Genomic DNA, 26629 nt, shown 5'->3' on the forward strand with positions numbered 1-26629 from the left:
ATAACACAAGAGCGAGGCAAAAGATAGTAGAATCTTTAAGGAAAATCATGTAAACGATTTTTCTATTTTTTGAACTTGATTCCCGAAAGCTTTCGTTAGACTATTTTAGTCCAATATTTTTTCCCGTAGCAGATTTGTGCAAAAGTTTTTTTCTTGTGCTAGAATTAAATCAAATAGGAGGATTTAAAAATGTTAACATACGATTTAATTGTCATTGGATTTGGTAAAGCAGGTAAGACTTTGGCTGCTAAGATGAATGCGGCTGGAAAAAAAGTTGCTGTCATCGAGCGCAGTAAAGCGATGTATGGTGGTACTTGCATTAATATTGCTTGTATCCCAACCAAGACTATGATTGTAGCGGCTGAAAAGGGCTGGTCATTTGACGATACCATGAAAGAGCGTGGTGCGGTGACTGGTCGTCTTAACGCTAAAAATTATAAAATGTTGGCCGATAATGGCGTTGATGTCATTGATGCAGAGGCACATTTCGTGTCAAATAAGGTGATCGAGATCCAGGCTGGTGACGAAAAACAAGAAATGACTGCTGAAACAATCGTCATCAACACTGGCGCTGTTTCAAACGTCTTGCCAATTCCTGGACTTGCTACAAGTAAAAATGTCTTTGACTCAACAGGTATCCAAAACTTGGACAAATTGCCTGAAAAACTTGGAGTCCTTGGTGGTGGAAACATCGGTCTTGAATTTGCTGGACTCTACAACAAACTTGGTAGCAAAGTCACAGTCCTAGATGCCTTGGATACATTCCTTCCTCGTGCAGAACCTTCCATCGCAGCTCTTGCTAAACAATACATGGAAGAAGACGGTATTGAATTGCTTCAAAACATCCATACTACTGAAATCAAAAACGACGGTGATCAAGTCCTCGTCGTAACTGAAAAGGAAACTTACCGTTTCGATGCCCTTCTCTACGCAACTGGACGTAAACCGAATGTAGAACCACTTCAACTTGAAAATACAGATATTGAACTAACGGAGCGTGGTGCTATCAAGGTCGACAAACACTGCCAAACAAACGTTCCTGGTGTCTTTGCAGTTGGAGACGTCAATGGTGGACTTCAATTCACCTACATTTCACTTGATGACTTCCGTGTTGTCTACAGCTACCTTGCTGGAGATGGCAGCTACACACTTGAAGACCGTCTCAATGTACCAAACACCATGTTCATCACACCAGCTCTTTCTCAAGTTGGCTTGACGGAAAGCCAAGCAGCTGATTTGAAACTCCCTTACGCTGTTAAGGAAATCCCTGTTGCTACTATGCCTCGTGGTCACGTAAATGGAGACCTTCGCGGAGCCTTCAAAGCTGTTGTCAATACTGAAACAAAAGAAATTCTCGGTGCAACTATCTTCTCAGAAGGTTCTCAAGAAATCATCAACATCATCACTGTTGCTATGGACAACAAGATCCCTTACACTTACTTCACAAAACAAATCTTCACTCACCCAACCTTGGCTGAGAACTTGAATGACTTGTTTGCGATTTAAGTTGAAGTCTTATCTTATCTCACAGCCCTCATCGGGCTGTTTTTGTATCTGCGAAATCTCAAATCTGTCTTTTCTTTCTTTTATGATATAATAGAAACATGAAATTAAAAACTACTTTGGGCCTCCTAGCTGGGCGTTCTTCTCACTTCGTTTTAAGCCGTCTTGGCCGCGGAAGTACGCTCCCAGGAAAACTTGCCCTCCAATTTGATAAAGATATTTTACAAAACCTAGCTAAGAACTACGAGATTGTCGTGGTCACTGGAACCAATGGGAAAACCCTGACAACCGCCCTCACTGTCGGCATTTTAAAAGAAGTTTATGGTCAGGTTCTTACTAACCCAAGCGGTGCCAACATGATTACAGGGATCGCAACGACCTTCTTGACTGCCAAATCGTCTAAAACTGGAAAAAACATTGCCGTCCTAGAAATTGACGAGGCCAGTCTATCTCGTATCTGTGACTACATCCACCCTAGCCTTTTTGTCATCACTAATATTTTCCGTGACCAGATGGACCGCTATGGTGAGATTTACACGACTTATAACATGATTTTGGATGCCATCCGTAAAGTGCCTACGGCTACAGTTCTCCTCAATGGTGACAGTCCGCTTTTCTACAAGCCATCTATTCCAAACCCAGTGCAGTATTTTGGTTTTGACTTGGAAAAAGAGCCAGCCAAACTAGCTCACTATAATACCGAAGGGATTCTCTGCCCTGACTGTCAAGGCATCCTCAAATATGAACTCAATACTTATGCTAACTTGGGTGCCTATATCTGTGAAAATTGTGGTTGCAAACGTCCTGACTTGGACTACCGTCTGACAGAATTGGTTGAGTTGACCAACAATCGCTCCCACTTTGTCATTGACGGACAAGAATACAGCATCCAAATCGGTGGACTCTACAACATCTACAATGCCCTAGCTGCAGTTGCCATCGCCCGTTTCCTCGGTGCTGATTCGCAACGGATCAAGCAAGGATTTGACAAGAGTCGTGCTGTCTTTGGACGCCAAGAAACCTTCCATATCGGTGACAAGGAATGTACCCTCGTCTTGATTAAAAATCCTGTTGGTGCGACCCAAGCTATCGAGATGATCAAACTAGCTCCTTATCCATTTAGCCTATCTGTCCTCCTTAATGCCAACTATGCTGATGGGATTGATACTAGCTGGATCTGGGATGCGGACTTTGAACAAATCACTGACATGGACATTCCTGAAATCAACGCTGGTGGTGTTCGTCATTCTGAAATTGCACGCCGTCTTCGAGTGACGGGTTATCCAGCTGATAAAATCACTGAAACAAGTAGTCTGGAACAAGTTCTCAAGACCATTGAGAACCAAGATTGTAAGCATGCCTATATCCTAGCAACCTATACTGCTATGCTTGAATTCCGCGAACTGCTGGCTAGTCGTCAGATTGTTAGAAAGGAGATGAACTAATGGTTTATACTTCACTTTCCTCAAAAGATGGCAACTACCCTTATCAGCTCAACATCGCCCACCTCTATGGAAACCTCATGAATACCTACGGGGACAATGGAAACATCCTCATGCTCAAGTATGTGGCTGAAAAACTGGGGGCACATGTGACGGTTGACATCGTTTCTCTCCATGATGACTTTGACGAAAATCACTACGATATCGCCTTTTTCGGTGGCGGCCAAGACTTTGAACAAAGCATCATCGCAGGCGACCTTCCTGCTAAAAAAGAGAGCATTGACAACTACATCCAAAACGACGGAGTGGTTCTCGCTATCTGCGGTGGTTTCCAACTATTGGGTCAATATTATGTTGAAGCTTCAGGGAAACGCATCGAAGGGCTAGGGGTCATGGGCCACTATACCCTCAACCAAACCAATAACCGCTTTATCGGTGACATCAAAATTCACAATGAAGATTTTGATGAAACCTACTATGGCTTTGAAAATCACCAGGGACGTACCTTCCTCTCAGATGACCAAAAACCGCTGGGACAGGTGGTCTATGGAAATGGAAATAACGAGGAAAAGGTCGGCGAAGGGGTTCATTATAAGAATGTCTTTGGTTCCTACTTCCACGGACCTATCCTCTCTCGTAATGCCAATCTAGCTTATCGCCTGGTTACTACTGCCCTCCGGAAAAAATACGGTCAGGACATCCAACTCCCTGCTTATGAGGACATTCTCAGTCAAGAAATCGCTGAAGAATACAGCGACGTGAAAAGCAAGGCTGACTTTTCTTAAACTAAGGAAAATTAGATAAAAGAACTCCGCTATCCTTTCGGAGTTCTTTTTGCCTGTTCTTTTACCCTTCTCCCTTGCATTTTCTCTCATTTTTTGCCAAAATAGAGGGGTAGAAAGAAGGTAGCATATGTCTAAATTACAACAAATCCTAACATATCTTGAATCAGAAAAACTAGACGTCGCTGTCGTATCTGACCCCGTCACTATCAATTACCTCACTGGCTTTTACAGTGATCCCCATGAACGCCAAATGTTCCTCTTTGTTTTAGCGGATCAGGAACCTCTCCTCTTTGTCCCAGCCCTTGAGGTTGAGCGTGCAAGCAGCACTGTCTCTTTCCCAGTTGTGGGCTATGTGGATTCTGAAAATCCATGGCAAAAAATCAAAAATGCTTTGCCGCAGCACGACTTCAAACGTGTCGCTGTTGAGTTTGACAATCTCATCTTGACCAAATACCATGGTTTGAAAACAGTTTTTGAAACTGCTGAGTTTGAAAACCTCACTCCTCGCATCCAACGCATGCGCCTCATCAAATCAGCTGATGAAGTCCAAAAAATGATGGTTGCAGGGCTCTATGCTGATAAGGCTGTTAAGGTTGGTTTTGACAACATCTCTCTTGACAAGACTGAGACAGATATCATTGCCCAAATCGACTTTGCCATGAAAGGTGAAGGCTATGAAATGAGCTTTGATACCATGGTCTTGACTGGTGATAATGCTGCAAATCCACACGGAATTCCCGGTGCAAACAAGGTCGAAAAAGACGCCCTTCTCCTCTTTGACCTTGGTGTCATGGTTAATGGCTACGCCTCAGATATGACTCGTACGGTCGCTGTCGGTAAACCTGACCAATTCAAGAAAGATATCTATAACTTGACCCTTGAAGCCCAACAAGCTGCCCTTGACTTTATCAAACCTGGTGTGACTGCCCATGAAGTTGACCGCGCTGCCCGTGAAGTCATTGAAAAAGCTGGTTATGGAGAGTACTTCAACCACCGTCTCGGTCACGGTATCGGTATGGATGTCCACGAGTTCCCATCTATCATGGAAGGAAACGACATGACCATCGAAGAAGGCATGTGCTTCTCTGTTGAACCAGGTATCTATATCCCTGGAAAAGTCGGTGTCCGTATCGAAGACTGCGGTGTCGTCACTAAGGATGGCTTTGACCTCTTCACCAGCACCAGCAAAGATTTGCTTTATTTTGATTAAACATAGAGACAAGCAAAAAGTCAGCTATTGAAGCTGACTTTTTTATTTTATCTTCTTGACACTCTGAAAGACTACAAATCCCACAACCATTCCCAAGGTATTTTGTAGGAAGTTTGGAAGGATTTCTGGCAAGGCTGCTGACCAGCCATTCATTAGAGTTGAGCCCAGAGCGTAGCCACTTACCATGACGATAGTAGCCAAGACAAGGCCTAGCCATTGCCATTTCCCTTTAAAACCTGCAAAAAATCCTTGCAAGCCATGGTTTACCAAGCTAAAGAACATCCACTGTGGAAAGCCTGATAAAAGGTCAAGCAGAAAAGCTGCTAGTCCTCCAACGACGGCCCCTTCTTTACTGCCAAAGTAAAAGGCAGTAAAGAAAATACCTGCATCCAAGAGAGTCAATATTCCTGTTGGCGTTCCAATTTTCAAGTAATAACCTAGAACCACAGAAAGGGCGGTTAAGAGGGATACAAGGGCGATTTTAGTTGTTTTGGTTTGCTTCATATTGTCTTACTCCATATTGATCTGCTTGTGCAATAGCACGGTAAACGAAAGCTTTCGAGCTCTCTACTGCTGGTAAAAGTTCATCCCCTTTAACCAAGTGACTGGCGATGCTTGAGGCAAAGGTACATCCTGCACCCGCATTTTGGCCTTGAATGACTGGGTTTTCTAGAACAGTGAAAGTTTGTCCATCATAAAAGACATCCACTGCCTTGTCCTGACTGAGGCGATTGCCTCCCTTGATAATAACTGCTGGCGCTCCTAAATCATGCAATTTCTGCGCTGCAGTTTTCATATCTTCCAATGTTTTGATCTCTTGACCCGCTAACAATTCTGCTTCAGGAAGATTTGGCGTAATCACACTGACATGAGGGAAAAAACGAATCAACTCTTGGCAGAGCTCACTAACAGCCACGTCGTGCGTTTCCTTGCAGACCAAAACGGGGTCCAATACCACAGGCACTCCTGGACGTTGCTTGATAAAGTCCAAGGCCTTCTCAGCCACACTGACAGTAGGAAGAAGGCCAATCTTAATCCCTGCAAACTCGACATCACGTAAGCTATTCAACTCATGTTGGAAAATAGTATCATCTGTAGGGAAGACTTCAAACCCCTTCTCTGTCAAGGCTGTCAAACAAGTCACTGCTACAAAGCCATGCAAGCCGTTTAAGGTATAGGTGGCAAGATCAGCTGATAAACCACCACCACTAAAAATATCATTCCCAGAAAGGGCTAAAATACGATTATTCTTCATAACGAATCTCCTTTAAATACAAGCCATTCGGTGCAGCCGTTGGACCTGCTAGCTGCCTGTCCTTCTTCTCCAAAATCAAGTCAATCTGCTCAACTGGCATTCGATTATTTCCGATTTTGAGCAGTGTCCCCACCATATTACGAATCTGTTTATATAAGAATCCATTTCCTGAAAAGGTAAAAGTCAAAAACTGCCCTGTCTCATCAACACTAAGACTGGCTTCTGTAATGGTCCGAACCTTGTCCTCTACACTGGTTCCAGATGCTGTAAAACCGGTAAAATCGTGGGTTCCTTCTAATTTCTTGACAGCCTCCTGCATCCGCTCCACATCGAGGGGATAGGGAAAGTGAGTAGCATAGTGACGGCGCATGGGATTTTTAGGACGCCCCCTATCTACTATAAACTCATAGGTCTTGCTATGTTTTGCATAACGGCAATGAAAATCATCCGCCACAATCTCAATCGAAATCACATCGATATCTTCTGGTGACTGAGTATCCAGAGCAAAACGGAGTTTTTCCTCATCCATCTGATAGGGCAGATCAAAATGAATGACCTGTTCCAGAGCATGGACCCCACTATCCGTCCTACCAGCACCATGAACAGCGATGGCTTGCCCCTTATTGAGTCTCGTTAAGGTTTTTTCGATTTCCTCTTGAACGCTCCGCGCATGAGGCTGGCGCTGAAAACCGGCAAAAGCAAAACCATCATAAGAAATAGTTGCTTTATATCTTGTCATAACTTCTATTTTATCAGGAAATAAAAGTGTAAACAAGTTTAAAAACCAATAATTGTCTGGGTACAAAATTCCCAGAAAGAAAAACTTAGGAAATTAATCCTAAGCTCTCTTTTGAAGTGCGTACATAACAAAGATAGAAGTGACAATCAACCAACATCCTAAAATGGTGAAGACCAACATACCATTTTGAGTCACCAAGCCAATCGCCCCAAGAATGAAAGGTGTCGTAAAGGCTCCAAAGCTGCATCCTAGCACTGCAAAAGATGTTGCCTGATTAAGGAGCTTGGCTGGGATTCTTTCAGAAAGAAGCTGAAAGACAGTGGTCAAGGCCACACTGTAGGAAAAACCTGCCACAACACTTCCAACTACCATCACACCCAATGACGGAGACAAGGCAATCACAATCTGCCCCAATCCAAAGGTGATACCTGACCAAAGGAGCAATCTTTCTTTAAATAGAGAGATAAAGAAAGAAAAACTCACACCTGCCAAGATACCAATCAACTGCATAATACTTAAGACCAAGCTCGATAACTGGGCATCCCCTAGACCTCTTTCCACCATCAGACTAGGAATACGAATGGTGATAGCTGTGTTGGTGCAGACAACAACTGCTGCTTCGACAGCCAATAGAAAAATTAATCCTTTCATCTTTCCTGTCAAACGAGTCGTTTCGGTCTCTTTTTTCTTTGTTTCTTTCTTTTCTTTCCCATAAGGGACAAAGAGCAGATAAAGGATCAATACTAAAAATCCCGCACTGTAGGCCAAGAAGGTCACTGTCCATCCCAAGGATAAGAGTTGACCGACCACTAGAGTCAAAATCGACGCCCCGACAACTTCTGCTGATCCGCGAAGCCCCAACATCTGGATCCGTGTCTTTCCATGATAGCGTTCACTGATGATGGAAATGGCCTTGGCATTGATCATCCCAACACCCAAGCCAAATAAAATCCGCATCGCAAAGACAAAGTTGTACTCCTGATACCAGAAAGGGGCTGTCCCCCCGATAGAAAGGATGAGAAGACCTAGACTAATCTGAAGTCGCTCAGGAAATAACCGCTCCAAAAACCCATTTAAAACCAGCATAATCATGATTCCAAAAGAAGGAAGACTGACCAGGAGCTCGATTTGTTCTTTGGGGTAGCCTTGATAGTAGTCAAACATGGCTGGCAGAGCGCTTGAAATAGAAAAGGAGGTAATCAAAACGAGGGAGAGGGCCAAAATACTAGCCCGTTCTAAATATTGTTTCATGAATTTTCTTTCTGTATATTTCTCACTGTTGATCCTTTTAAAAGGAAGATGGCAAGAAAAGAAGGAGCCCGATTGAACTAGAGACTCCGTCCTAACTTTCCTAATAGGAAGACTATTTTCGCTTGATTTGCTTGATCAGATAGAAGATGAAGCCTGCAACCATATAGGCCGCAAAAATGATCAAACACCATTTGATAACCACGTCCCAACCCTTGTTCACATTTAAAAAGAAATAAGGGAAGGGATTGTCCTTGGAATTCGGAATATTGAGTTTTAAGACCAAGCCATTAAACAAGGCAAAAATCATATAAACCAAGGGCAAGATGGTCCACAAGACTGGATCCCAGATCTTGTATTGACCCCGTTTATCAAAGAAGAGGGTGTCGGCTAAAAACCAGAGTGGAACGATATAGTGGCAAAGGAAATTTTCCACACGGTAAAAGTCTGTCGCGATCGGAGCAAGCATAAAATGGTAAATCACACAGGTAATCATGATACTCATGGTAACGCCACCCTTGAGACGAAGCAAGGTCGGACTTTGCCAATTTTCACCTGAACGGCTCATCACACGGAGCAGATAACCCGTGAAAATCGTTACCAAAAGATTGGACAACACTGTGTAGTAAAGGAGCATACCAAAGCCACCGTGCTTGGTAATTTCTAAATAAACCCCTGTAAATGCCGCTAAGAACAAGAGGACACGACTATAAAAGATAAATTTGTAGTTCAGTTTCATGGCTAGATTTTCTTAACAAATTCTGATTTGAGTTTCATAGCTCCAAAACCATCAATCTTACAGTCGATGTTGTGGTCACCTTCTACAATACGGATATTTTTAACACGAGTTCCTTGTTTCAAATCCTTTGGCGCACCTTTTACTTTCAAGTCCTTGATTAAGGTTACAGTATCGCCGTCAGCCAATTTATTTCCATTGGCATCAATAGCAACAACACCTTCTTCTACTTCTGCAACTTCTGCAGGGTTCCATTCATAGGCACACTCTGGGCAGACCAAGAGACTTCCGTCTTCGTAGACATATTCTGAATTACATTTTGGGCAATTTGGTAAGTTGTTCATAAGTCCTCCTTAAACTAACAATTATTCTTTAAAATTCATATGTTATTGAACAGCAACTATTATACCGTAAAATCCTACTTTTGACAATGTGTCCTAAGTCCAGCAAACAAAAAAATCATGCAACTGTTTACAGTTACATGACTTTTAAAAGATGATTGGTCATGGGCACTTATCAGGTACCTCATGATAAAAGGGGTAGCAACTATATTTTACAAACCAGGAGCTTGTCCAAGTTCTGCTGCAAGCATCCAAACTGTTTTCTCAAGTTCAGCCTTAGCACCAACAAAGATATCGTTTGTAACATCATCGCCTTCTTCATCAGTCACATCCAAAGCTTTTTGGAAAAGAGCGATGAGGTAGCGATAAATCGCTAGAACACGTTCCAAGCTTTCTTCAACGTTACGGAATTCTCCTTCTTCTTCTTCGATTTCACTGTGTTGAAGGAATTCTGTCAAAGTTGAGTAAGGTTTGCCACCAAGAGTGATCAAACGTTCACTGATTTCGTCAAGATAGCCATCAAGGCTGTCCATGTATTCATCCATTTTTGGATGCCATACGAGGAAACCACGACCACGCATATACCAGTGAACTTGGTGAAGGGCAATGTGAGCCACATACAAGTCTGCTACTGCTTGGTTCAATACTTCCTTTGTTTTTGCCAATGCTACTGGCGCTGTTTTAGATAATGTTGTTACGTCTTTTACTGCTTCTTTTTTCAATTCAACCATATTGATCACCTCATAATATTATTTTTGCAACCATATTTATTGATTACTATCTCAGTATACTACTCCTAGTAGACAAAAGCAAGAAAATTAACCCATATTAAAAAAGTTGTAATTGACTGATAATTTAAGAAAAATATACAGTCTTTATAAAAAAGACAGTCTTAGAAGACTGTCTGGAATAACTGAGATTATTTTACAAAGTCAAGCAATGCCAAGAAGCTTTCAGCTTCAAGTGACGCACCACCAACAAGGGCACCGTCAACGTCTGGGCAAGCCATGTATGAAGCAACGTTCTCAGGTTTAACTGAACCACCGTATTGAACACGAACTTTGTCCGCAACTTCTTGACCAAAGTCAGCAGCTACAACATCACGAACGACTTTACACATTTTTTGTGCATCGTCTTGTGAAGCTGATTTACCAGTACCGATAGCCCAGATTGGCTCGTAAGCAATAACTGATTCAGCAACTTGTTCAGCTGTCAATCCAGCCAATGCAGCAGAAACTTGAGCACCTACAAACTCAGCAGCTTTACCAGCTTCGTAAGTTTCAAGTGACTCACCACAACAGATGATTGGAAGCATACCGTTTGCAAAGATTGCTTTTGCTTTTTTGTTGATATCTTCGTCAGTTTCATGGAAGTAGTCACGACGTTCTGAGTGACCGATAACAACGTAGTCAGTACCGATTTCTTTCAAAACTTGTGGGCTAGTTTCACCAGTGAAAGCACCTGCATTTTCAAAGTAGCAGTTTTGAGCAGCAACTTTAAGGTTTGAACCTTTAGCAGCAGCAAGAACAGCTGTCAAATCAACTGCTGGAGCTGCGATACCTGCTTCAACAAGGTCTGATGAAGGAAGTTTTGATGCAACGGCTTCAACGAATGCTTTTGCTTCTTCTGGATTTTTGTTCATTTTCCAGTTACCAGCGATAAATGGTTTACGTGACATTTCACATACCTCTTTTTTCATTTTATTCACTATTATTCTATCATATTTATAAGGAGCTTGCAAACCTTACTCTAATTTTCAAGATTTTTCAAGCGACTAATCTTGCCACAAATTCATCGCATCGAGGAAATCAGCCGAAGCCTGAACTTGTTTGGGATTGTTGGCTTCTCGCTCTGCTCGTTTGGCCTCTACCTGTGCCACAGACTGAATACCTTCATGGCGCCAGTTTCGTAGGATTGCCTGAATATATTTCCAGTTTGGCTTGCCATTGAGAACAGCCTCTCGGAGAGCTTCCTTGATCAAATCCGCCTTAACTCCGTCTTCTTTGACTGTCTTAGAAAGATCTTCGATTTCGAACGGCGTTAACAAACGTCCTAATTCTTGCTGAAAAGTTTCAACCAGATCCTTCAATTGATTCTGCGGGTTGGGGGCAGTTGTATCTGGAGTTTGGTTGTCTAGCAAGCTATCCAAGCGTTCAAAAGCCAAACTAGCATCAAAAATCAGCTCAATTTCCCCATTTAGTTCAATGGTCCGATATTGTAGCAAACCATTTTCAGTCAAATTCGAAATGGATTGGTTGACATCTGCCACCTCTTTCCCAATGATTTCAGCAATCTGGCTAGGCGAAACATCTCCTAAGGCTGTGGTGTTTTGTAGATAGAAAAATTGCCAGACGAGAAAATCTTCGCTGGAAGGAAAGAGTTCCTTAAAATGCAAGAGCAGGGCACTTGGCAAAACCAAGTTCCCTGATTTAAAAGCGTCAAAATATGTCATAATTCCTCTTATAAATATCCAAATGAAGCTGCATCGTCCTCTACCTTTTTCCAGTCAAAAGGAGTTTCCTGATAAACGGCATAGTTAACCCAGTTACTGAAAAAGAGGGCAGCTGATGAAGACCAACAGAGACACGGTGTCTCATTCACATCATCATTTTTGAAGTAATTTTCCGGAATGTGAGGATCAAGTCCTGCCTCACAATCACGAAAATACTCTTTTGCTAGAGTATCACGGTCATATTCTAAATGACCAAAACTATAAATCTCACGAAGATCCCGACTAGCCAGGATAGAAACCCCAACCTCAGGACCTTCTGACAGGATTTCCAGATTGGTCTTGTTTAAGATTTCTTCTTTTAAAATCTCAGTATGACGAGAATGAGGAGCTACATAGCGATCATCAAAACCTCTAAAAAGAATGTGCCCTTCTTTCAAGGTGTCCTGTGGATAAATTCCTGATAGTTTCCGATCCATCTGGTGCTTTTCAACGCCATAGCGAACATATAGACCTGCTTGAGCTCCCCAACAGATATGGAGGGTCGAATAGACATGGGTCTTGGACCACTCAAGCACCTGACTGAATTCCTCCCAATAGTCCACTTCCTCAAATGGTAAATGCTCAATCGGAGCCCCTGTGATAATCATCCCATCAAAAAAGGCGTCCTTGACTTCAGGAAAAGTTTTATAAAAAGTCTCCATATGCTCTGCACGAGTCGTCTTGGAACGGTGGCTCTCCATATAGAGAAAGTCTATGTCCAATTGCAAAGGAGTATTTGCTAAATGCCGTAACAACTGGGTCTCTGTGACCACTTTTTTGGGCATTAGGTTTAAAATCAAAATTTTCAAGGGACGGATATCTTGGTGGGCCGCACGTTGATCATCCATGACAAAGATATTCTCTGTCCGTAAAATCTCAACAGCTGGCAATTTTTTATCAATTCTAATCGGCATAACCTTCTCCTAACTGTACTCTTTTAGAAATAATTGAATGTGTTTGAAGTCAAATCTCAAACACTTAGTCCTTTTATTATACTGCAAGAAGATATAGTTTTCAATTATAGTTTTTCTCTAACTAGCTATAGTTTGTTTATATAGCAGATGAAGAGAAAACAGCCCCAAGGACTGTTTTTCATTAATAATGCATAAGTACCTTGTAATCGTAATCTCCGATTTTTTCACGGCCTTTAAGCTCATCCAACTCAATCAAGAAGGCACAACCGGCTACAACTCCACCAAGTCTTTCAATCATCTCAATGGTTGCCTTGACAGTTCCACCTGTTGCCAAAAGATCATCTACGATGAGAACACGTTGACCTGGCTTAATCGCATCAGCATGCATGGTCAAGGTATCAATACCATACTCTTTCTCATAGTCAGCAGAAATGACTTCACGTGGCAATTTCCCTGGTTTACGAACAGGTGCAAAGCCAATTCCCAACTCAAAAGCAACTGGGCAGCCAACAATAAATCCACGAGCCTCTGGGCCCACGATCATGTCGATTTTCTTATCAGTTGCATACTGAACAATTTCACGAACAGCGTAGCTATAAGCATTTCCATCTGCCATCAAAGGGCTAATATCACGGAAGGTAATACCTTCCTTAGGGTAATTTTCAATCGTTGCGATATAATCTTTTAAATTCATCTTTTTCTTTCTTTCAAAGTTTTTTACTCTCTATTATACCACATTTTCTGTGAAAGAAGAAGAGGAAAAGCACTATTCTCTTGCTCCGTCAGGTTATTAATGGAGTTATTTTTCCTGGAGTAAACTTATCATCAAAAAAACGAGCACTTTCGCACTCGTTCTCTGATATAAACTACTGATTAAAGTGAGTTTACGTCAACCTTGATACCAACACCTTGAGTAGTTGTGATTGTCAAGTTAGTTACGTAAGTTCCTTTAGCTGTAGCTGGTTTTGCTTTTTGGATTGTTTCGTTGAAAGCTTTAAAGTTTTCAACCAATTTTTCAGCTTCAAATGATACTTTACCGATGATTGCTTGAACGTTACCTGCACGGTCTGCACGGTAAGTAATTTTACCACCTTTAGACTCTTCAACTGCTTTAGCAACATCCATTGTTACAGTACCAGTTTTAGGGTTTGGCATCAAGTTACGTGGTCCAAGGACACGTCCAAGACGTCCAACAAGAGCCATCATGTCAGGTGTAGCGATAACTACGTCGAAGTCCAACCAACCGTCGTTGATTTTTGCAACAAGGTCATCTTCACCAACAAAGTCTGCACCAGCAGCTTTTGCTTCTTCAGCTTTTGCACCACGTGCGAAAACAAGAACGCGTGAAGTTTTACCTGTACCGTTTGGCAATACCATTGCGCCACGGATTTGTTGGTCAGCTTTTTTAACGTCGATGTTCAAGTTGTAAGCAACTTCTACAGTTGCGTCAAATTTTGCAAAGTTAGTTTCTTTTGCAAGTGCTACAGCTTCTTCTACACTGTATGCTTTTGTGCTGTCGATTTTCTCAAGAGCAGCACGAAGTTGTTTGCTTTTTTTAGCCATTTTCTATTCTCCTTGTAAGTGGTTCAATCGATTTTCATCTCCCACGTCACTTCTCGAAATGATGAAGTCTTGCGGGTTATATTGGGGGTGTTATTGATTAGTCAACAACAGTGAATCCCATAGAACGAGCAGTACCTTCGATCATACGCATTGCAGACTCAATGTTTGCTGCGTTCAAATCTGGCATCTTAGTTTCTGCAATTTCTTGTACTTGTGCACGAGTAACTGTAGCAACTTTAGTTTTGTTAGGTGTACCTGATCCTTTTTCAACACCTGCAGCTTTTTTCAAAAGAACAGCAGCTGGTGGTGTTTTTGTTACGAAAGTAAATGATTTGTCTTCGTATACTGAGATAACAACTGGAATGATCATACCAGCTTGGTCAGCTGTACGAGCGTTGAACTCTTTTGTGAATCCCATGATGTTGATACCAGCTTGACCAAGAGCAGGTCCAACTGGTGGAGCTGGTGTAGCTTTACCAGCAGGGATTTGCAATTTTACAAGTTTTTCGACTTTTTTAGCCATTTTTAAATCCTCCTTTGTGGTTTTGGCGGTAATTAGAGATTTTTACCTCCCACAAGTATGCTTTACACATACCTTTCCATTATACACTATTTATCTAAAAATGCAAGAGAAAAATTACTTTTTTAATCGACGTAATCGCCACCTTCAAAGCCATAGTACTCTTCCAAACTGAGACCACTTGCAGCAATTTCTTTGGCTTCTTTTCCGACGTAGCGAAGATGCCATTCTTCCGCCATGTAGCCAGTCTCTTTTTCCTTGCCTTTGAGATAGCGAACAACAAAGCCATAGTCAGCCGCATGATCCAAGAGCCACTGGGCCGCCTTTTCTTCAGTAACTAAATCTCCATCTGTCCCAATAAGGTCAAATGCAAGACCTGTTTGGTGTTCACTATAACCTGGGCGAGCTGAGTAGCGATCAGCAGCTTCCTTACCGTCTTGATTCACATAGTCTTGATAAAGTTTGGTTTGAGTTTCATAACTTCTAAAACCACTGTAGTGATCGCTGATTGGGTAGCCAGCTGCTTGCATTGCTGCAATGAGTTTCAGCAACTCTGCTTTAGCTGTTGGATTTTCTCCTGGATTATAGTCTTTTGACAAAGGATAGTGCTTATTAGCTATGACGATTTCATCGTACTTCCCTTGAATACTATAGTAGTCTCCCTTATTGACAACTTCTGCCTTCTTCTGACTAGAGGCTTGGGATTTGCTCCCTACAGTTCCTTCAGGTTGACTAGTTTGTTCCATTTTTTGAGTGTTTTCTTCATTTTTAGGTTTTTCTTGAGAACATGCTGCTAGGGTTACTGCTAGCAAACCTGATAAAACGATGTATCTTTTTTTCATTTTTTCTTCCTCTCTTAGGCCATGTGCTTCTCTAATTCATCGGATAAGGCTTTAATCATTTGTTCCAACTCATGGGATTTCACTTGGCAATCTTCTGACGCCATTTCTTCCCAGGGCACCCACCAGACTGGACCACGGCCATTAAGCCCATGCCCCTTCATATCACCTGACCGTCTTGGAAAGAGGTGCCAGTGAGCGTGGGCATCTCCATTTCCTAGAAGTTCGATGTTCATCTTTTCAGCTTTAAACGCTTTGGCGACTGCTTCTTGGACTAAACTCATTTCCTCTAGAAAACGCAGTTTTTCAGAAGTCTCCATATGGTGGAGTTCTGTTATATGTTCTTTTGCCAGAAATAAGGTATAGCCCTTAAAGTATTGGTGATCCCCAATAACAACATAGCCTGTTTCTAGTTCTTTTACAAAGTAGGGATTTTTCCCCGCTTTAATTAGGTCTATCCGCTCACAAATAAGACACATGAGTCTCTCCTTTCAACTCTAATAAGTTCAAAATATCTTGAGCCTGACAGCTCGGGATTAGCTATACTTGCATTCTCAAGCACATAGGGATTAAATCACTCACTGTCAATCCCTGCTTTATTTACCCCTCGGATATCCACTGCTTCAAAGTCGAGAAGGATGTGATTAAGGTCAAAAAGTCGGTGTTCATAGGTCATCATTCCCCTCCCTCTTATCTTTGTGAAATAATTTTTGAATCTTATTAAAAAATGGAATAACTGTAAAATTATCTATAAAGCGTCTCTTACTTAACTTAGGTCCCTGTAGTTTTCTATATTCTTCGATATAAATTGTAGATACCTTACCAATTTCACTTTCTCCGAAGATAATAGCTTTTAAAAATATTACACCAATACTTAAACAAAGTGAAACTATTCCAACAATAAGAACAATAGATAAATTTTTATACAAATAATACGATATTACAGTATCAACTGCGACAATATAGAAAAGGCACACTGTAATAAATATTCCAGATCTTCCATCATCACTTTCATCAACACTAAATTCTGGGAGTAAAAAAATTAAAATTACAACAAGCAGCAAATAAGCCAATAACAAAGAGGGTCCAGTAGGTTGTTCTATAAAACTCTGATACCCAAAGTAAATGAAAAATAGCTGAAGTAATAACATCGCATACTGAAATAAATAAAACCATATTTTAGCTGAACTTATAAGCGGAATATTTTTTTCTACTTTTATATCTAGTAATCGTTTAGCAATTTGTATCCGATGAGCTAGTTCTTTTAAATCCTCTATTTGAAGTATTTGAGAAGCAAGTTTTTTCTCTATAATTTCTATTTGATACCATATATATCCATCATCTTCTATCCACTGATATTTTCCAAAAGTTTTTATTTTTCGTCCATACGGATTAATGTTTTGAGAAATTTTAAAAAGTAGTTTTTCTAAATCTGGATTAGTAATTCCTTTATCTACCAGTTCATCGGCATAAACAACTAGTTCTTTAAAGTTTTCTTGTTTATTTTCATACACATACTTACGATATTCCTCTTTTTTCTTTTGGAAATAAGCATACAAACCCGAAACTAACCCCGTTATTATAGCAGGCGTTGCTAATTGTTTCAGCATTTCAAACATAATACTTTATCGCCCCTTTACTCCACCAATGCACTCTTGAGATAGGCGTCTACCATACGTTCAGTCGCCATGACCGAATCAATGTGTGTTCGTTCGTAAGAGTGACTGGATTCAATACCAGCTCCAAGGAGGGCATGTTTGACCTCGGCTCCTGCTGACATAGCTGCCGAAGCATCCGAACCGTAAAATGGATAGATGTCGAGCTTAAATGGAATATCTTGCTCCTTTGCCAAAGCTACCAAGTGTTGACGAAAGTCATAGTGATAGGGACCTGAAGCGTCCTTGACACAGATAGATACTGTGTACTCATCCGTCTGCTGGTCATCTCCCATTGCCCCCATATCGACAGCTAGATATTCCACCACTTGAGTTGGAATATTGGAGTTAGCACCGTGGCCCACCTCTTCGAAGACTGAAAAAGCAAAATGAGTTGTTACTGGTAATTCAAGCCCCTCTTCCTTATAAACACGAAGAAGATTGAGCAAAATCGCTGCGCTGACTTTGTCATCCAAGTGACGTGACTTGATAAAACCAGTCTCTGTCACGACAGTTCGCGGGTCAAAGCTGATAAAATCACCGACCTCGATGCCCAAGGCGCGCGTTTCTTTTTCATTGGTTACTTTTGCGTCCAAACGCACTTCCATATTGTCCTGAGTGCGTTCAGCAGTTCCTGCATCTTTGTAGACATGGCAAGATGTCTGGTGGATGAGGATAGTTCCAGATACCATTTTACCTGTACTAGCCACATGAACCGTACAATTTTCACTTTCAATCATGTTCCAAGGAAAACCACCGATACGGTCCATTTTGAGACGGCCATCCGGTTTGACTGCACGAACAATAGCACCTAGCGTATCCACATGGGCAGTCACATAACGTTGTTGCTCATCATTTTGACCTTTAATGGTCACATTGACACCGCCCTTGGCTGTGCGAACCGGCTGATAACCAAGCTCTTCCAAAGTATGGACTAGGTAGTCTGAAATCTCACGAGTAAAGCCTGTTGGAGATGCAATAGCGGTTAGTTCTTTGATATAGTTTATAGTCTGATTCATTTCTTCACCTCTTTCCTACCATTATAACATTTTTCTAGTCAGACTCCTTCTCAAAAGGAGAAAAACTGTGTTTAGTTGCTTTCACTATCGATCCATGTTATAATACAAATACTTTGATTATGAAAGGAAAGTAAAAAATATGAAATCATTCTTTAAAGTATCACTAATTCTTGTGGCTTCACTTGTCCTCCTGCTCGGATGTTCCAAACAAGCATCAACACCTGCAAACAGCAGTAGCAAAGAAGACTCAACAACTCAGTCAAGTGAGAGCAAAAAAAGCAGTCAACAATCATCTGAAAAGAAAGAAACAACTAAAACACATACTTTTGTAAACAAAAATAATTCTGGAATCACTTCTACCTTGGTTTATACTGTAGAAGGCGACAATGTTATCAAGCAATCAGCTAATAACATTGCTGATCCTGAAATCCTTGGTGCAACTCCAGAAGATGTCAAGAGTACACTCGAGGATACCTATAAAGGTTATTACGGACTCAAAGGTGTTAAACAAACGATTGAAATCAAAGATGGAAAAGTTGTTCAAGATCTAGAAGTTGATTTCTCAGTTGCAAGCATTAGCGAACTTAGAAAAGCACTTCCTGAAGAATATTCTGGTATCGGCAATCGTGTGAGTTTCTCAAACTCTAAAAAAGCACTGGAAAAAATGGGATTCACAGAAAAGGCGAACTAATCTCCTAAAATTCCAAATAGACTAGTGTAGGTCCACCCCAAAAGTTAGACACAACTCTAACTCTTGGGGGATTTTTTTATAGTTCTGACCGATGAGTCCAATAGCCCCCTCTCAGTCCCATAAAAAGTGCATTTAAAACTTCACACCCTTATAAAGCCATACGATAAAAGATATTTGAAACAGATAGAGATAAAACTTTAATTGTCAGACTAGTTTCTGTTCATTGTCATGTCAAGTCAGATGAGAGGGGAGGTCTAGTTGATTTTGTAGTAGAATCATGTTATAATACAAAATACTTTGATTATGAAAGGAAATTCTATGAAAACTTATATTAAAACTTCACTAGCCCTAGTGGCTTCACTTGTCCTCCTGCTTGGATGTTCCAAACAAGCTTCTACACCTGCTAGCAGCAGTAGCAAAGAAGACAAAACAACTCAGTCAAGCGAGACCAGACAAAGCAGCCAACAATCATCTGAAAAGAAAGATGAGACAGAAACTCATACATTTGTCCATAATAGCAAACCTGGAATTCATTCTACCTTGACTTATACTGTGAAGGGAGATGACGTTGTAAAACAAACTGTTCATAATGTATTCGATCCTGAAAAACTTAATAATACCGCGGAAGGTATTAAGGAAATTGTTGACGATACTTATAAAGGTTATGAAGGGGTCAAAGGGGTTACACAAAAAGTTGAAATTCAAGACGAAAAAGTTATCCAAAACATCGAGGTTGACATGACTGTCGCGAGTCTTGACGAATTGAAAAAAGCAATGCCGAACGAATATTCTGGTATTGGAAGCCGTGTAAGCTTTGCTGCCTCGAAAAAAATGCTTAAAGAAGCTGGTTATACTGAACAAACCAACTAATGAGTCGTGCTCATACAAAAAATTCTTGGTCGATGACCAAGAATTTTTTCATTCCATCTCAAAAACGTCACTCTCTTGTTTGTTTGGTAGAACCAATGAAAGCAAGATTCCAATCATAGCTGGCACTAACCATGGAAGAGAGGCTGACGCAAACGGAAGGGCATTAATCAGATTTTCTAGAAACTCAATCTTAAAGGAACTTCCAAGGACGCTTGCAAGAGCAATAGCTGTAACAAGTCCAATGGTTAACTGCATGCCCGGTTTTGATAGGGCGACAAACTTATTCACAATCACGATCATCACAATGGCGATGGTGATTGGGTACAAGATTACCAGTACTGGCACTGAGTACTTAATTATTGCATCAAGACCAAGATTTGCAATGGCAAATCCAATCAAGGTAAAGGCTGTTGCATAGACCTTGTAGCTGATTTGTGGGAAACGTCCGTTAAAGAACTCTGCTGTCGACACAATCAATCCAACTGTCGTTGTGAAGCAGGTTACAGTTACCATAACAGCAAGGAAGAGTTGAGCTGTTGAACCAAAGATTTCCTGAGTTGCTTGCGACAAGATATAAACACCTGGTGTTCCACCCTTCATCGCTTCTGCTGGTACTGGGAAGTGATTTCCAAGGAATCCTAAACCAATGTAAAGAGCGCTAAAGGCAAGAGCTACAACGATACCAACAATCCAAATGGTTGAGATGTACTCTTTCTTACTTGAAAATCCAAGTTGTTTCAAGGTTTGAACAGCGATGACACTGAAGGCCACTGAGGCTAGGGCATCCAAGGTGTTATACCCTTCTAGGAAACCTGTCCCGAAAGCAGATGCTTGATAGGCTTCTGAAGCTACTTGAGGACTTGTTCCACCATATTTAAAGGAACCTAGTACAACTAAGATAACGATAAGCAAAGCAAAGACTGGTGTCAAGATACGTCCGATACGATCCAAGATTTTTGATGGATTGAGCGAGATCAAATAAGCTGCGGCAAAGTAAAGCACGGTAAAGATAATCAATCCTAGGCCTTTATTTGCTTCAGACAAGAGGGGGCTAATCCCAACTTCGTAAGCTGTTGTGGCTGTACGCGGAATGGCAAAGAAGGGACCAATTGATAGATAGAGGACTGCAAGATAAAGCGTCGCAAACCAAGGTGAGATTTTCTTAGAAATCTCATAAATGTATCCTTTAGGATTGAGCGTTCCGATGATAAGTGTCAAGACGGCAATACCGACACCTGAAAAGACAAAACCTGCGATGGCAGGAAGAAACTGTTCTCCAGATAGGGCACCTAGAGAAGGTGGAAAAATCAAGTTTCCCGCACCAAAAAATATTCCAAACAGGAGCAAGCCTGTTAGGGCACCTTTTTTAGCCATAAAAATCTCCTTCATATTTCTAAAATACTGACCTAGTATACCATGATTAAGACTCTGAAAAAAGTATCCAAAATTAATCATTGAATGTTTTCAATATTTTTAAAAATAAGAATTATCTAAAAACAAAACCCCTCACTCAGTTGGAACCGAGCAAGGGAAGATCAGGATCTATCGCTATATAGCTTTAAAGATTTTCAAAGGCCGTCATTCCACCTTGGACATTGATAACTTCATAACCCTGTTCAGCTAGAAATTGACAAGCACGCGCTGACCTCATCCCAGATTTACAAATGACATAATGCAAGAGGTCCTTGTCCAACTGATCATAAGTATCAGTCAATTGACTAAGTGGTAGGTTGTGTGCGCCTTCTAAATGAAGCGCCTCGAACTCTTCTACTTCTCTCACGTCCACTAGAGAAAGTTGCTCATTTTGATAAAGCTGGTAAAAATCGTTAAAAGTAATTTCTTTCATTTTGTTTCTCCAAGAATCTTTTGAATTCTATTTTTCAAATCTGGCACTACTTCTGCCTCAAACCAAGGATTTTTAGCCATCCAAATTTGATTACGAGGAGAAGGGTGAACTAGAGGAAAATAGGTTGGTAAGTAGTTCTGGTAATGTTTTACTCTCTCTGTCACCTTGCCACTGATTTTTTCCTGTAAATAATAGGCTTGGGCATATTGCCCAATCAAGAGAGTTAATTGGATATCGGGCAACTCTTGCAAGAGTTGCGGATGCCATTTTTCTGCGAAACCTGTACGAGGTGGAAGATCACCCGACTTGCCATGTCCTGGAAAGTAAAAATCCATGGGCAGAACTGCAAAATAACCTGAATTGTAAAAGGTGTCTTCATCCACACCTAGCCACTCACGCAAGCGATCGCCACTCTTATCCTTCCAATAAATCCCAGCTTCTTGCGTTTTAAGCCCAGGAGCCTGACCGACAATATTGATGCGGGCAGTTTTTGGCGCCGCAAAGAGAGGCTCAATTCCGCGTTCTGTATAGCTGGTATTCTGCGGATCCGCCATAATAGCTTTCTTGATTCTTTCAATTTGAGACATCTGTTTTCCCTCCAAAAAGAAGTCCAAGCATAACATCTCAGACTTCTATCGTTTTATTTGATCAATTCATAAATAGCTTCTGCATAGATTGCTGCTGCTCGGAAGAGATCGTCCAAGGCGATAAATTCGTTGGCTTGGTGCATGGTATCGATTGAGTCCGGGAACATGGCACCATAGGCAACGCCACGTTCCAGCAAGCGACCAAAGGTACCACCACCGATGACTTGCTCGTGACCTTTAAGACCAGTTTGTTTTTCATAGACATTCAACAAGGTTTGTACAAGTGGATCTTCCATTGGCACATAGTGAGGGGTGTGACCGTGTTCAGAAAGGCTAACAGAAGCAACTGGTAAGTTTTCAAGAACTGACTGGATTTGCTCTGGACTTGTTCCTTTTGGATAACGGAAGTTGAGGGCAATGGTATTGTCAGCACTTGTTTCATCAAAGCGGAAGACACCGGCATTCATAGAAAGGGCACCCATCTTTTCATCTACATGAGCAACCTTGAGATTTGTACCCTCATGGTCGTTCAAGAGAATCTTACCAGCAATGTCAAGGTAGTCTTTTGCAGGTCCTGCAAAGTCAAACTGGCTGAGGAAAAGGGCAAGGTAGGTTGCACCATTGACACCTGAAGCAGGCATGGCACCATGGGCTGATTTACCAATGATGGTAACCTTGTATTGACCGTTTTCTTCTTGAATTTCTCCTCTGAGTTTGTGTTCTGCAACAAAGGCATCTAGTTTGGCTTGCAAGTCAGCCAGGTCGCCTGAAACAACTGCTGTTGCTGATTCAGGTACCATGTTTTCACGCAAACCACCTGTGAAGCTGTGAAGACGGGCTGCACCTGTATTTTCACCTGCAAAGTGGAGGTATTCCGTGATGTTTCCTTTTTCACCATTGATGATAGGGAATTCAGCGTCTGGAGAGAAACCGAAGTCTGGTTTCGCAAGTCCTACATGTTCAAAGTAGTAGTCCATGTCTGCCCAACCTGATTCTTCGTCTGTTCCGACGATGAAACGAACTTTCTTAGAAGTTGGAAGTCCCAATTCTTTGATGATTTTCAAACCATAGTAACAAGCTGTTGTAGGCCCCTTGTCGTCTGAAGCTCCACGCGCATAAAGGCGACCGTCTTTGATAGTTGGTGTATAAGGGTCCGTGTCCCAACCGCTACCAGCTGGCACCACGTCCATATGAGCAAAGATTCCGAGAACTTCTTCTCCTTCACCAAACTCAAAATGTCCTGCGTAGTTATCAACATTTTTAGTTGGATAGCCATCACGGTCTGCGATTTCAAGGAATTTTTCCAAGGCTTTTACTGGACCAGGTCCAAATGGATGCTGAGCGTCCGCCTTGCTGTCATCACGTTCTGAGTTGATTTCCAAAAGGCTAAACAAGTCAGCCAAGAGTTCTTCTTTGCGTTTTTCTACTTCTGCTGTAAAATCAATTGCTGTCATTTTTTCTTCTTTCTATCTTTTCTCGATGATTTCATCCACTGGCAAGCGGTAGCTCGGTTCCAATTTTTCATCTGTGTAACCCACTGTAATCAAGAGTTCTGGGCGGAATCGGTCTTCAATATCCAAAACTTCGTTGGCTTTTGATTTGTCAAATCCAAGGATAATGTTAGAGCCGATTCCCTGGTCTGTCAGAGCCAGAACCAAATTCATGGCAACCAAACCAGCATTGAGAGCTAGGTAGTCACTGACCTGTTGTTCACTGTAACGCGCAAATTCAGCTGGCAGATTCTTCATAAAATATTGAAGTTGCTCTTCAGAAAAGTTATTAGCGCCGCCAACTCGGGCAATCTTACGAGCACGTTTAGCCAAATCTGTGTCTGTAAACAAGGCAATGGTTACAGGTGCTGATGATACCTGCTCAAAGTTCGAACCGTAAGCCAATTTTGCCAGTTCAGCATTTTTCTCACGAACAACCACAAACTTCCATGGTTGGCTGTTGTGGGCACTTGGGGCCAAGGTTGCGATTTCGATAGCCGTACGCACATCTTTGGGATCTACCGGCTTATCAGTAAAATGCTTAGTCGCATGACATTTTTTATTTAATTCAAGAAATTTCATAATCGATTTCCTTTTCTAATTCTACTGCATCCATTCTACCATATTTTGAAAGAGCTTGCAGAGATTTTTCATAGGAAAAGCAAGAGCAAAAAAACTGCTCTGTGCAGTTTGTAATAATTATTTTATATCACTCACCATAAAATTAACAAATGGAATCATACTGAGATAGCTTCTCCGTTGTCACTTCTTCCAACTTTTTCTTTACCTGACCTTTTATGGCCGTATCCATCTGTGATTTTATTTTCCCAATAGCGACTTTTGTCTCCTCCGCACTTTCTCTCACTTTTTCTTTATAGTTGGTTTGCAAAGAATTTTTTTCCTTTAGGATTACTGCCGCCATTGTATAGATTCTATTCCTCTCCATCATGCGATACATCTGACGTAAAGCAAATTCATATTCTTCATCTGTGTAATATTCATTTAATGGTGCGAGCATATGACCTCCTTAAATCTCCGATTGTCCGTTCTAACTCATCTTGCTTTTTACGATAATCTCTATCTAACATCTCTTCATGGTGCTGCAATTCATCTTCTCTACGCCTACACGTAAACTGAGAATCCTCCATCAATTGTTGTAAACTCCTATAAAACTGTTCTCCATCTTGGTAACTGTGTTGTCCTTTTTGAAGAAAAGCAGTCATCTTGCTAGCTTCGTCTTCGACGATTCGGGCAAGGCGGTCTCGACGTTCATAGAGTTCATTGCGTTGATTCGTAAAAGTTGCTTTCCGCTTTAGATACTCATCTTCCAAATCATAATACTCTTTTTCTTTTGCTTTTAACTTTTGGAAGACTAAATCCGACTGTTCCATTTTCTAAATTCTCCTGCCAATTCCTTATCTGTGGTCAGTTTACTCTCAATGACTTGGATAATCTGTTGGTTAAGGGTATCAAACTCTGTGGCTAATTTTTCAACCTTTTGATTCATTTGCTCAAAATCTTGCTCAACTGAACCGACAATCGTATCCTGAGTCACACCCGCAGACGCAAAAGTCGATAGAACTTCATCATAACTCAGGTATCGGAAACTACTAAAGTCAAGCTGATTCCATAGTTCTTGTGCTTTTGACACCACCTCTTCTTGAAGGTGCTTGACGTCGTCTGCACCAGCTCGAGCCGCATTAGCCATTCCTTCCCCTAGAGCCATTCCCTGCAAGCTATCCAAGTATATCTCTTCCCTACTTGACAAACCATCTGCCGAGAGGTAGCTTTTAATTTTTTGGTAGCGGTACATACCTGCTGTTGCTTCTGCTAATGCCGTTACTTTGAGATTTGTGACACGTTTTCCATCCAAATCAACTAGCTGGCCATTCTCATCAAATCGCCACTGGGACAAGTTATGATATTCTAACTTGTCACCCCAGTTATCTTTTGCAGGGTAGATGTAGGGAAATATAGCTGTTTGAGTCGTATTTCCCGTAATATTGCCAATAACATCATACTTATGACGGAAATTGCGAAATTGTTCTGGATGTTCTTGCATATACTTGATTTCTTCTTTCGAAATCAAGTTATGAATATCTGGCCCATTATACCCAACATTGGCATAACCTCGCTTTAAAGCAACATACATAGCCAGAGACTCTCCAAGCGAATGCCCCGCAGTTGTGATTTTAGCAGAGGGATAAGTTTTTTCGATTTCTTCCGCAAAACTCAGAGCCGTTTGAAATTGAGATTTTCTAAATGTCTTTGTTTTCAAATCCGACAACACCTGTCTATCACCAAATCCTATTGATTGGATATCTGTTTGGATGTCAAGTCGATCGTCTTTATTCGTCCCGGCATAAGCAATCACTACATGGCTATAATCCACATTCCCATTTTTATCCACAGGAGCAACCGCCATCGCCTGCATACCGTTGGAGGTGTTGTCTTTTGTACTAAGAACTCGAAAAGTTTGTCCATTTGATTTAAAAATCTTATCGTCTCTCCAAGGTCGTTTTACTTTTCCTGCATCAACATTATAAACTCCATCGACAATATCATTATAATTTTTATCTGTTATTTCCATCACTTGCTCCAATATTTCACTTTAATATTATCTATTGTTTGTTGATTAGTGATTTCATTTTTTTCTTGTAAATTTAATCTTTTATTCCAACTAATTACATAATTGTCAGTTTTATCATTAAATTTAAAGAAAGTAATTTCCATTTCAAGTTCTTTATTTAGAGTTAATAACGCAGTTCTTGAACCTGTTGTAGCATTATTTTCTACATCATTAAATTCTATTTCATTGATTCCCTCGTAATGATTAACTAAATACAATACCATCCTCTCCTGTTCAATTCTCATTTTCTCTTCCA

The 26629-nt window shown here is 41.1% G+C and carries 32 protein-coding genes; 6 read left to right on the plus strand and 26 right to left on the minus strand.

Annotation, left to right across the window (positions count from 1 at the left end):
- Positions 1-189 precede the first annotated feature (189 nt).
- The 4 genes from HMPREF2853_RS07955 (at position 190) to HMPREF2853_RS07970 (ending at position 4940) form a co-directional block, all read left to right on the plus strand.
- Entirely contained in the window at positions 190-1506 is a 1317-nt protein-coding gene (locus HMPREF2853_RS07955) for an FAD-containing oxidoreductase (RefSeq protein WP_000958903.1), read from the plus strand.
- Between the two features lie 98 nt (positions 1507-1604).
- Entirely contained in the window at positions 1605-2948 is a 1344-nt protein-coding gene (gene murT / locus HMPREF2853_RS07960) for a lipid II isoglutaminyl synthase subunit MurT (RefSeq protein WP_070535613.1), read from the plus strand.
- On the plus strand, positions 2948-3730 hold the full coding sequence (gatD, locus tag HMPREF2853_RS07965; protein ID WP_070535616.1) for a lipid II isoglutaminyl synthase subunit GatD: 783 nt from the start codon (positions 2948-2950) through the stop codon (positions 3728-3730). Before murT ends, gatD begins: the two co-directional genes overlap by 1 nt.
- 127 nt (positions 3731-3857) lie before the next feature.
- Entirely contained in the window at positions 3858-4940 is a 1083-nt protein-coding gene (locus tag HMPREF2853_RS07970; protein ID WP_070535619.1) for a M24 family metallopeptidase, read from the plus strand.
- Positions 4941-4982: 42 nt separating this feature from the next.
- Here the strand turns inward: HMPREF2853_RS07970 and HMPREF2853_RS07975 are convergent, their stop codons facing one another.
- The 17 genes from HMPREF2853_RS07975 to HMPREF2853_RS08055 all read right to left on the minus strand — a co-directional run bounded on the left by HMPREF2853_RS07975 (position 4983) and on the right by HMPREF2853_RS08055 (position 18260).
- A complete protein-coding gene (locus HMPREF2853_RS07975) occupies positions 4983-5444 on the minus strand; it encodes an ECF transporter S component (RefSeq protein WP_000814995.1) in 462 nt (153 codons plus the stop codon).
- Positions 5422-6195, minus strand: coding sequence for a bifunctional hydroxymethylpyrimidine kinase/phosphomethylpyrimidine kinase (locus HMPREF2853_RS07980; RefSeq protein ID WP_000794789.1), 774 nt, complete (start codon positions 6193-6195; stop codon positions 5422-5424). The genes HMPREF2853_RS07975 and HMPREF2853_RS07980 overlap by 23 nt, the downstream gene beginning before the upstream one ends.
- Complete coding sequence (gene truA / locus HMPREF2853_RS07985) at positions 6185-6934, minus strand: tRNA pseudouridine(38-40) synthase TruA (RefSeq protein WP_000199174.1); 750 nt, start codon at positions 6932-6934, stop codon at positions 6185-6187. The genes HMPREF2853_RS07980 and truA overlap by 11 nt, the downstream gene beginning before the upstream one ends.
- Before the next feature lie 99 nt (positions 6935-7033).
- Positions 7034-8185, minus strand: coding sequence for an MFS transporter (locus HMPREF2853_RS07990; RefSeq protein WP_000816259.1), 1152 nt, complete (start codon positions 8183-8185; stop codon positions 7034-7036).
- Positions 8186-8297: 112 nt separating this feature from the next.
- A complete protein-coding gene (locus tag HMPREF2853_RS07995; protein ID WP_000775204.1) occupies positions 8298-8921 on the minus strand; it encodes a Pr6Pr family membrane protein in 624 nt (207 codons plus the stop codon).
- A gap of 2 nt (positions 8922-8923) precedes the next feature.
- Complete coding sequence (locus HMPREF2853_RS08000) at positions 8924-9262, minus strand: zinc ribbon domain-containing protein YjdM (protein WP_001061600.1); 339 nt, start codon at positions 9260-9262, stop codon at positions 8924-8926.
- Positions 9263-9471: 209 nt separating this feature from the next.
- Entirely contained in the window at positions 9472-9990 is a 519-nt protein-coding gene (locus HMPREF2853_RS08005; RefSeq protein WP_000229890.1) for a Dps family protein, read from the minus strand.
- 188 nt (positions 9991-10178) lie between these two features.
- Positions 10179-10937, minus strand: a complete 759-nt coding sequence (gene tpiA / locus HMPREF2853_RS08010; RefSeq protein ID WP_070535622.1) for a triose-phosphate isomerase — start codon at positions 10935-10937, stop codon at positions 10179-10181.
- 96 nt (positions 10938-11033) lie between these two features.
- Positions 11034-11711, minus strand: a complete 678-nt coding sequence (locus HMPREF2853_RS08015) for a DnaD domain-containing protein (RefSeq protein ID WP_070535625.1) — start codon at positions 11709-11711, stop codon at positions 11034-11036.
- Between the two features lie 8 nt (positions 11712-11719).
- Positions 11720-12664, minus strand: a complete 945-nt coding sequence (metA, locus tag HMPREF2853_RS08020; RefSeq protein ID WP_070535628.1) for a homoserine O-acetyltransferase MetA — start codon at positions 12662-12664, stop codon at positions 11720-11722.
- A 181-nt stretch (positions 12665-12845) separates the two neighbouring features.
- The gene (locus tag HMPREF2853_RS08025) at positions 12846-13358 is read right to left on the minus strand and encodes an adenine phosphoribosyltransferase (protein ID WP_001049316.1); all 513 of its coding nucleotides are present in this window, start codon (positions 13356-13358) and stop codon (positions 12846-12848) included.
- Between the two features lie 179 nt (positions 13359-13537).
- Positions 13538-14227, minus strand: a complete 690-nt coding sequence (gene rplA, locus HMPREF2853_RS08030) for a 50S ribosomal protein L1 (protein ID WP_001085675.1) — start codon at positions 14225-14227, stop codon at positions 13538-13540.
- A gap of 97 nt (positions 14228-14324) precedes the next feature.
- On the minus strand, positions 14325-14750 hold the full coding sequence (rplK, locus tag HMPREF2853_RS08035) for a 50S ribosomal protein L11 (RefSeq protein WP_001085808.1): 426 nt from the start codon (positions 14748-14750) through the stop codon (positions 14325-14327).
- Positions 14751-14872: 122 nt separating this feature from the next.
- Positions 14873-15589, minus strand: coding sequence for an LD-carboxypeptidase LdcB/DacB (ldcB, locus tag HMPREF2853_RS08040; RefSeq protein ID WP_070535631.1), 717 nt, complete (start codon positions 15587-15589; stop codon positions 14873-14875).
- A gap of 14 nt (positions 15590-15603) precedes the next feature.
- Positions 15604-16065 carry an HIT family protein gene (locus HMPREF2853_RS08045; protein ID WP_000335584.1) on the minus strand — a complete coding sequence of 154 codons (462 nt, stop codon included), beginning with the start codon at positions 16063-16065 and terminating at the stop codon, positions 15604-15606.
- Between the two features lie 186 nt (positions 16066-16251).
- Positions 16252-17196 carry a hypothetical protein gene (locus HMPREF2853_RS08050; RefSeq protein WP_223341662.1) on the minus strand — a complete coding sequence of 315 codons (945 nt, stop codon included), beginning with the start codon at positions 17194-17196 and terminating at the stop codon, positions 16252-16254.
- Positions 17197-17222: 26 nt separating this feature from the next.
- Positions 17223-18260: a M42 family metallopeptidase gene (locus HMPREF2853_RS08055; protein WP_070535634.1), complete on the minus strand. Its 1038-nt coding sequence runs from the start codon at positions 18258-18260 to the stop codon at positions 17223-17225.
- Between the two features lie 139 nt (positions 18261-18399).
- Between HMPREF2853_RS08055 and HMPREF2853_RS08060 the strand changes: the two genes are divergently transcribed.
- Positions 18400-18951 (plus strand): DUF1307 domain-containing protein, encoded by a 552-nt coding sequence (locus tag HMPREF2853_RS08060; RefSeq protein ID WP_070535637.1) that lies wholly within the window; start codon positions 18400-18402, stop codon positions 18949-18951.
- Positions 18952-19269: 318 nt separating this feature from the next.
- Positions 19270-19821, plus strand: coding sequence for a DUF1307 domain-containing protein (locus HMPREF2853_RS08065; protein WP_000860700.1), 552 nt, complete (start codon positions 19270-19272; stop codon positions 19819-19821).
- Between the two features lie 48 nt (positions 19822-19869).
- On the opposite strand, the gene brnQ is transcribed toward HMPREF2853_RS08065, so the two are convergent.
- The 9 genes from brnQ to HMPREF2853_RS08110 all read right to left on the minus strand — a co-directional run.
- Positions 19870-21195 carry a branched-chain amino acid transport system II carrier protein gene (gene brnQ / locus HMPREF2853_RS08070; protein WP_049549958.1) on the minus strand — a complete coding sequence of 442 codons (1326 nt, stop codon included), beginning with the start codon at positions 21193-21195 and terminating at the stop codon, positions 19870-19872.
- Positions 21196-21379: 184 nt separating this feature from the next.
- Entirely contained in the window at positions 21380-21667 is a 288-nt protein-coding gene (locus HMPREF2853_RS08075; RefSeq protein WP_070535640.1) for a rhodanese-like domain-containing protein, read from the minus strand.
- Positions 21664-22254, minus strand: coding sequence for a uracil-DNA glycosylase family protein (locus HMPREF2853_RS08080; protein ID WP_070535941.1), 591 nt, complete (start codon positions 22252-22254; stop codon positions 21664-21666). The genes HMPREF2853_RS08075 and HMPREF2853_RS08080 overlap by 4 nt, the downstream gene beginning before the upstream one ends.
- Positions 22255-22307: 53 nt before the next feature.
- Positions 22308-23708, minus strand: a complete 1401-nt coding sequence (pepV, locus tag HMPREF2853_RS08085; protein WP_049500205.1) for a dipeptidase PepV — start codon at positions 23706-23708, stop codon at positions 22308-22310.
- Between the two features lie 12 nt (positions 23709-23720).
- Entirely contained in the window at positions 23721-24326 is a 606-nt protein-coding gene (locus tag HMPREF2853_RS08090; RefSeq protein WP_070535643.1) for a nitroreductase family protein, read from the minus strand.
- Between the two features lie 142 nt (positions 24327-24468).
- The gene (locus HMPREF2853_RS08095) at positions 24469-24762 is read right to left on the minus strand and encodes a hypothetical protein (RefSeq protein WP_070535646.1); all 294 of its coding nucleotides are present in this window, start codon (positions 24760-24762) and stop codon (positions 24469-24471) included.
- The gene (locus HMPREF2853_RS08100) at positions 24743-25135 is read right to left on the minus strand and encodes a hypothetical protein (protein WP_070535649.1); all 393 of its coding nucleotides are present in this window, start codon (positions 25133-25135) and stop codon (positions 24743-24745) included. Before HMPREF2853_RS08100 ends, HMPREF2853_RS08095 begins: the two co-directional genes overlap by 20 nt.
- On the minus strand, positions 25117-26334 hold the full coding sequence (locus tag HMPREF2853_RS08105) for a Tle-like phospholipase domain-containing protein (RefSeq protein WP_070535652.1): 1218 nt from the start codon (positions 26332-26334) through the stop codon (positions 25117-25119). Before HMPREF2853_RS08105 ends, HMPREF2853_RS08100 begins: the two co-directional genes overlap by 19 nt.
- The coding region (locus tag HMPREF2853_RS08110; RefSeq protein WP_070535655.1) for a hypothetical protein at positions 26334-26629 on the minus strand (296 nt) is incomplete at its 5' end. The genes HMPREF2853_RS08105 and HMPREF2853_RS08110, both read right to left, overlap by 1 nt.

It is taken from the genome of Streptococcus sp. HMSC077F03, from assembly GCF_001812375.1.
GTDB lineage: Bacteria > Bacillota > Bacilli > Lactobacillales > Streptococcaceae > Streptococcus > Streptococcus oralis_S.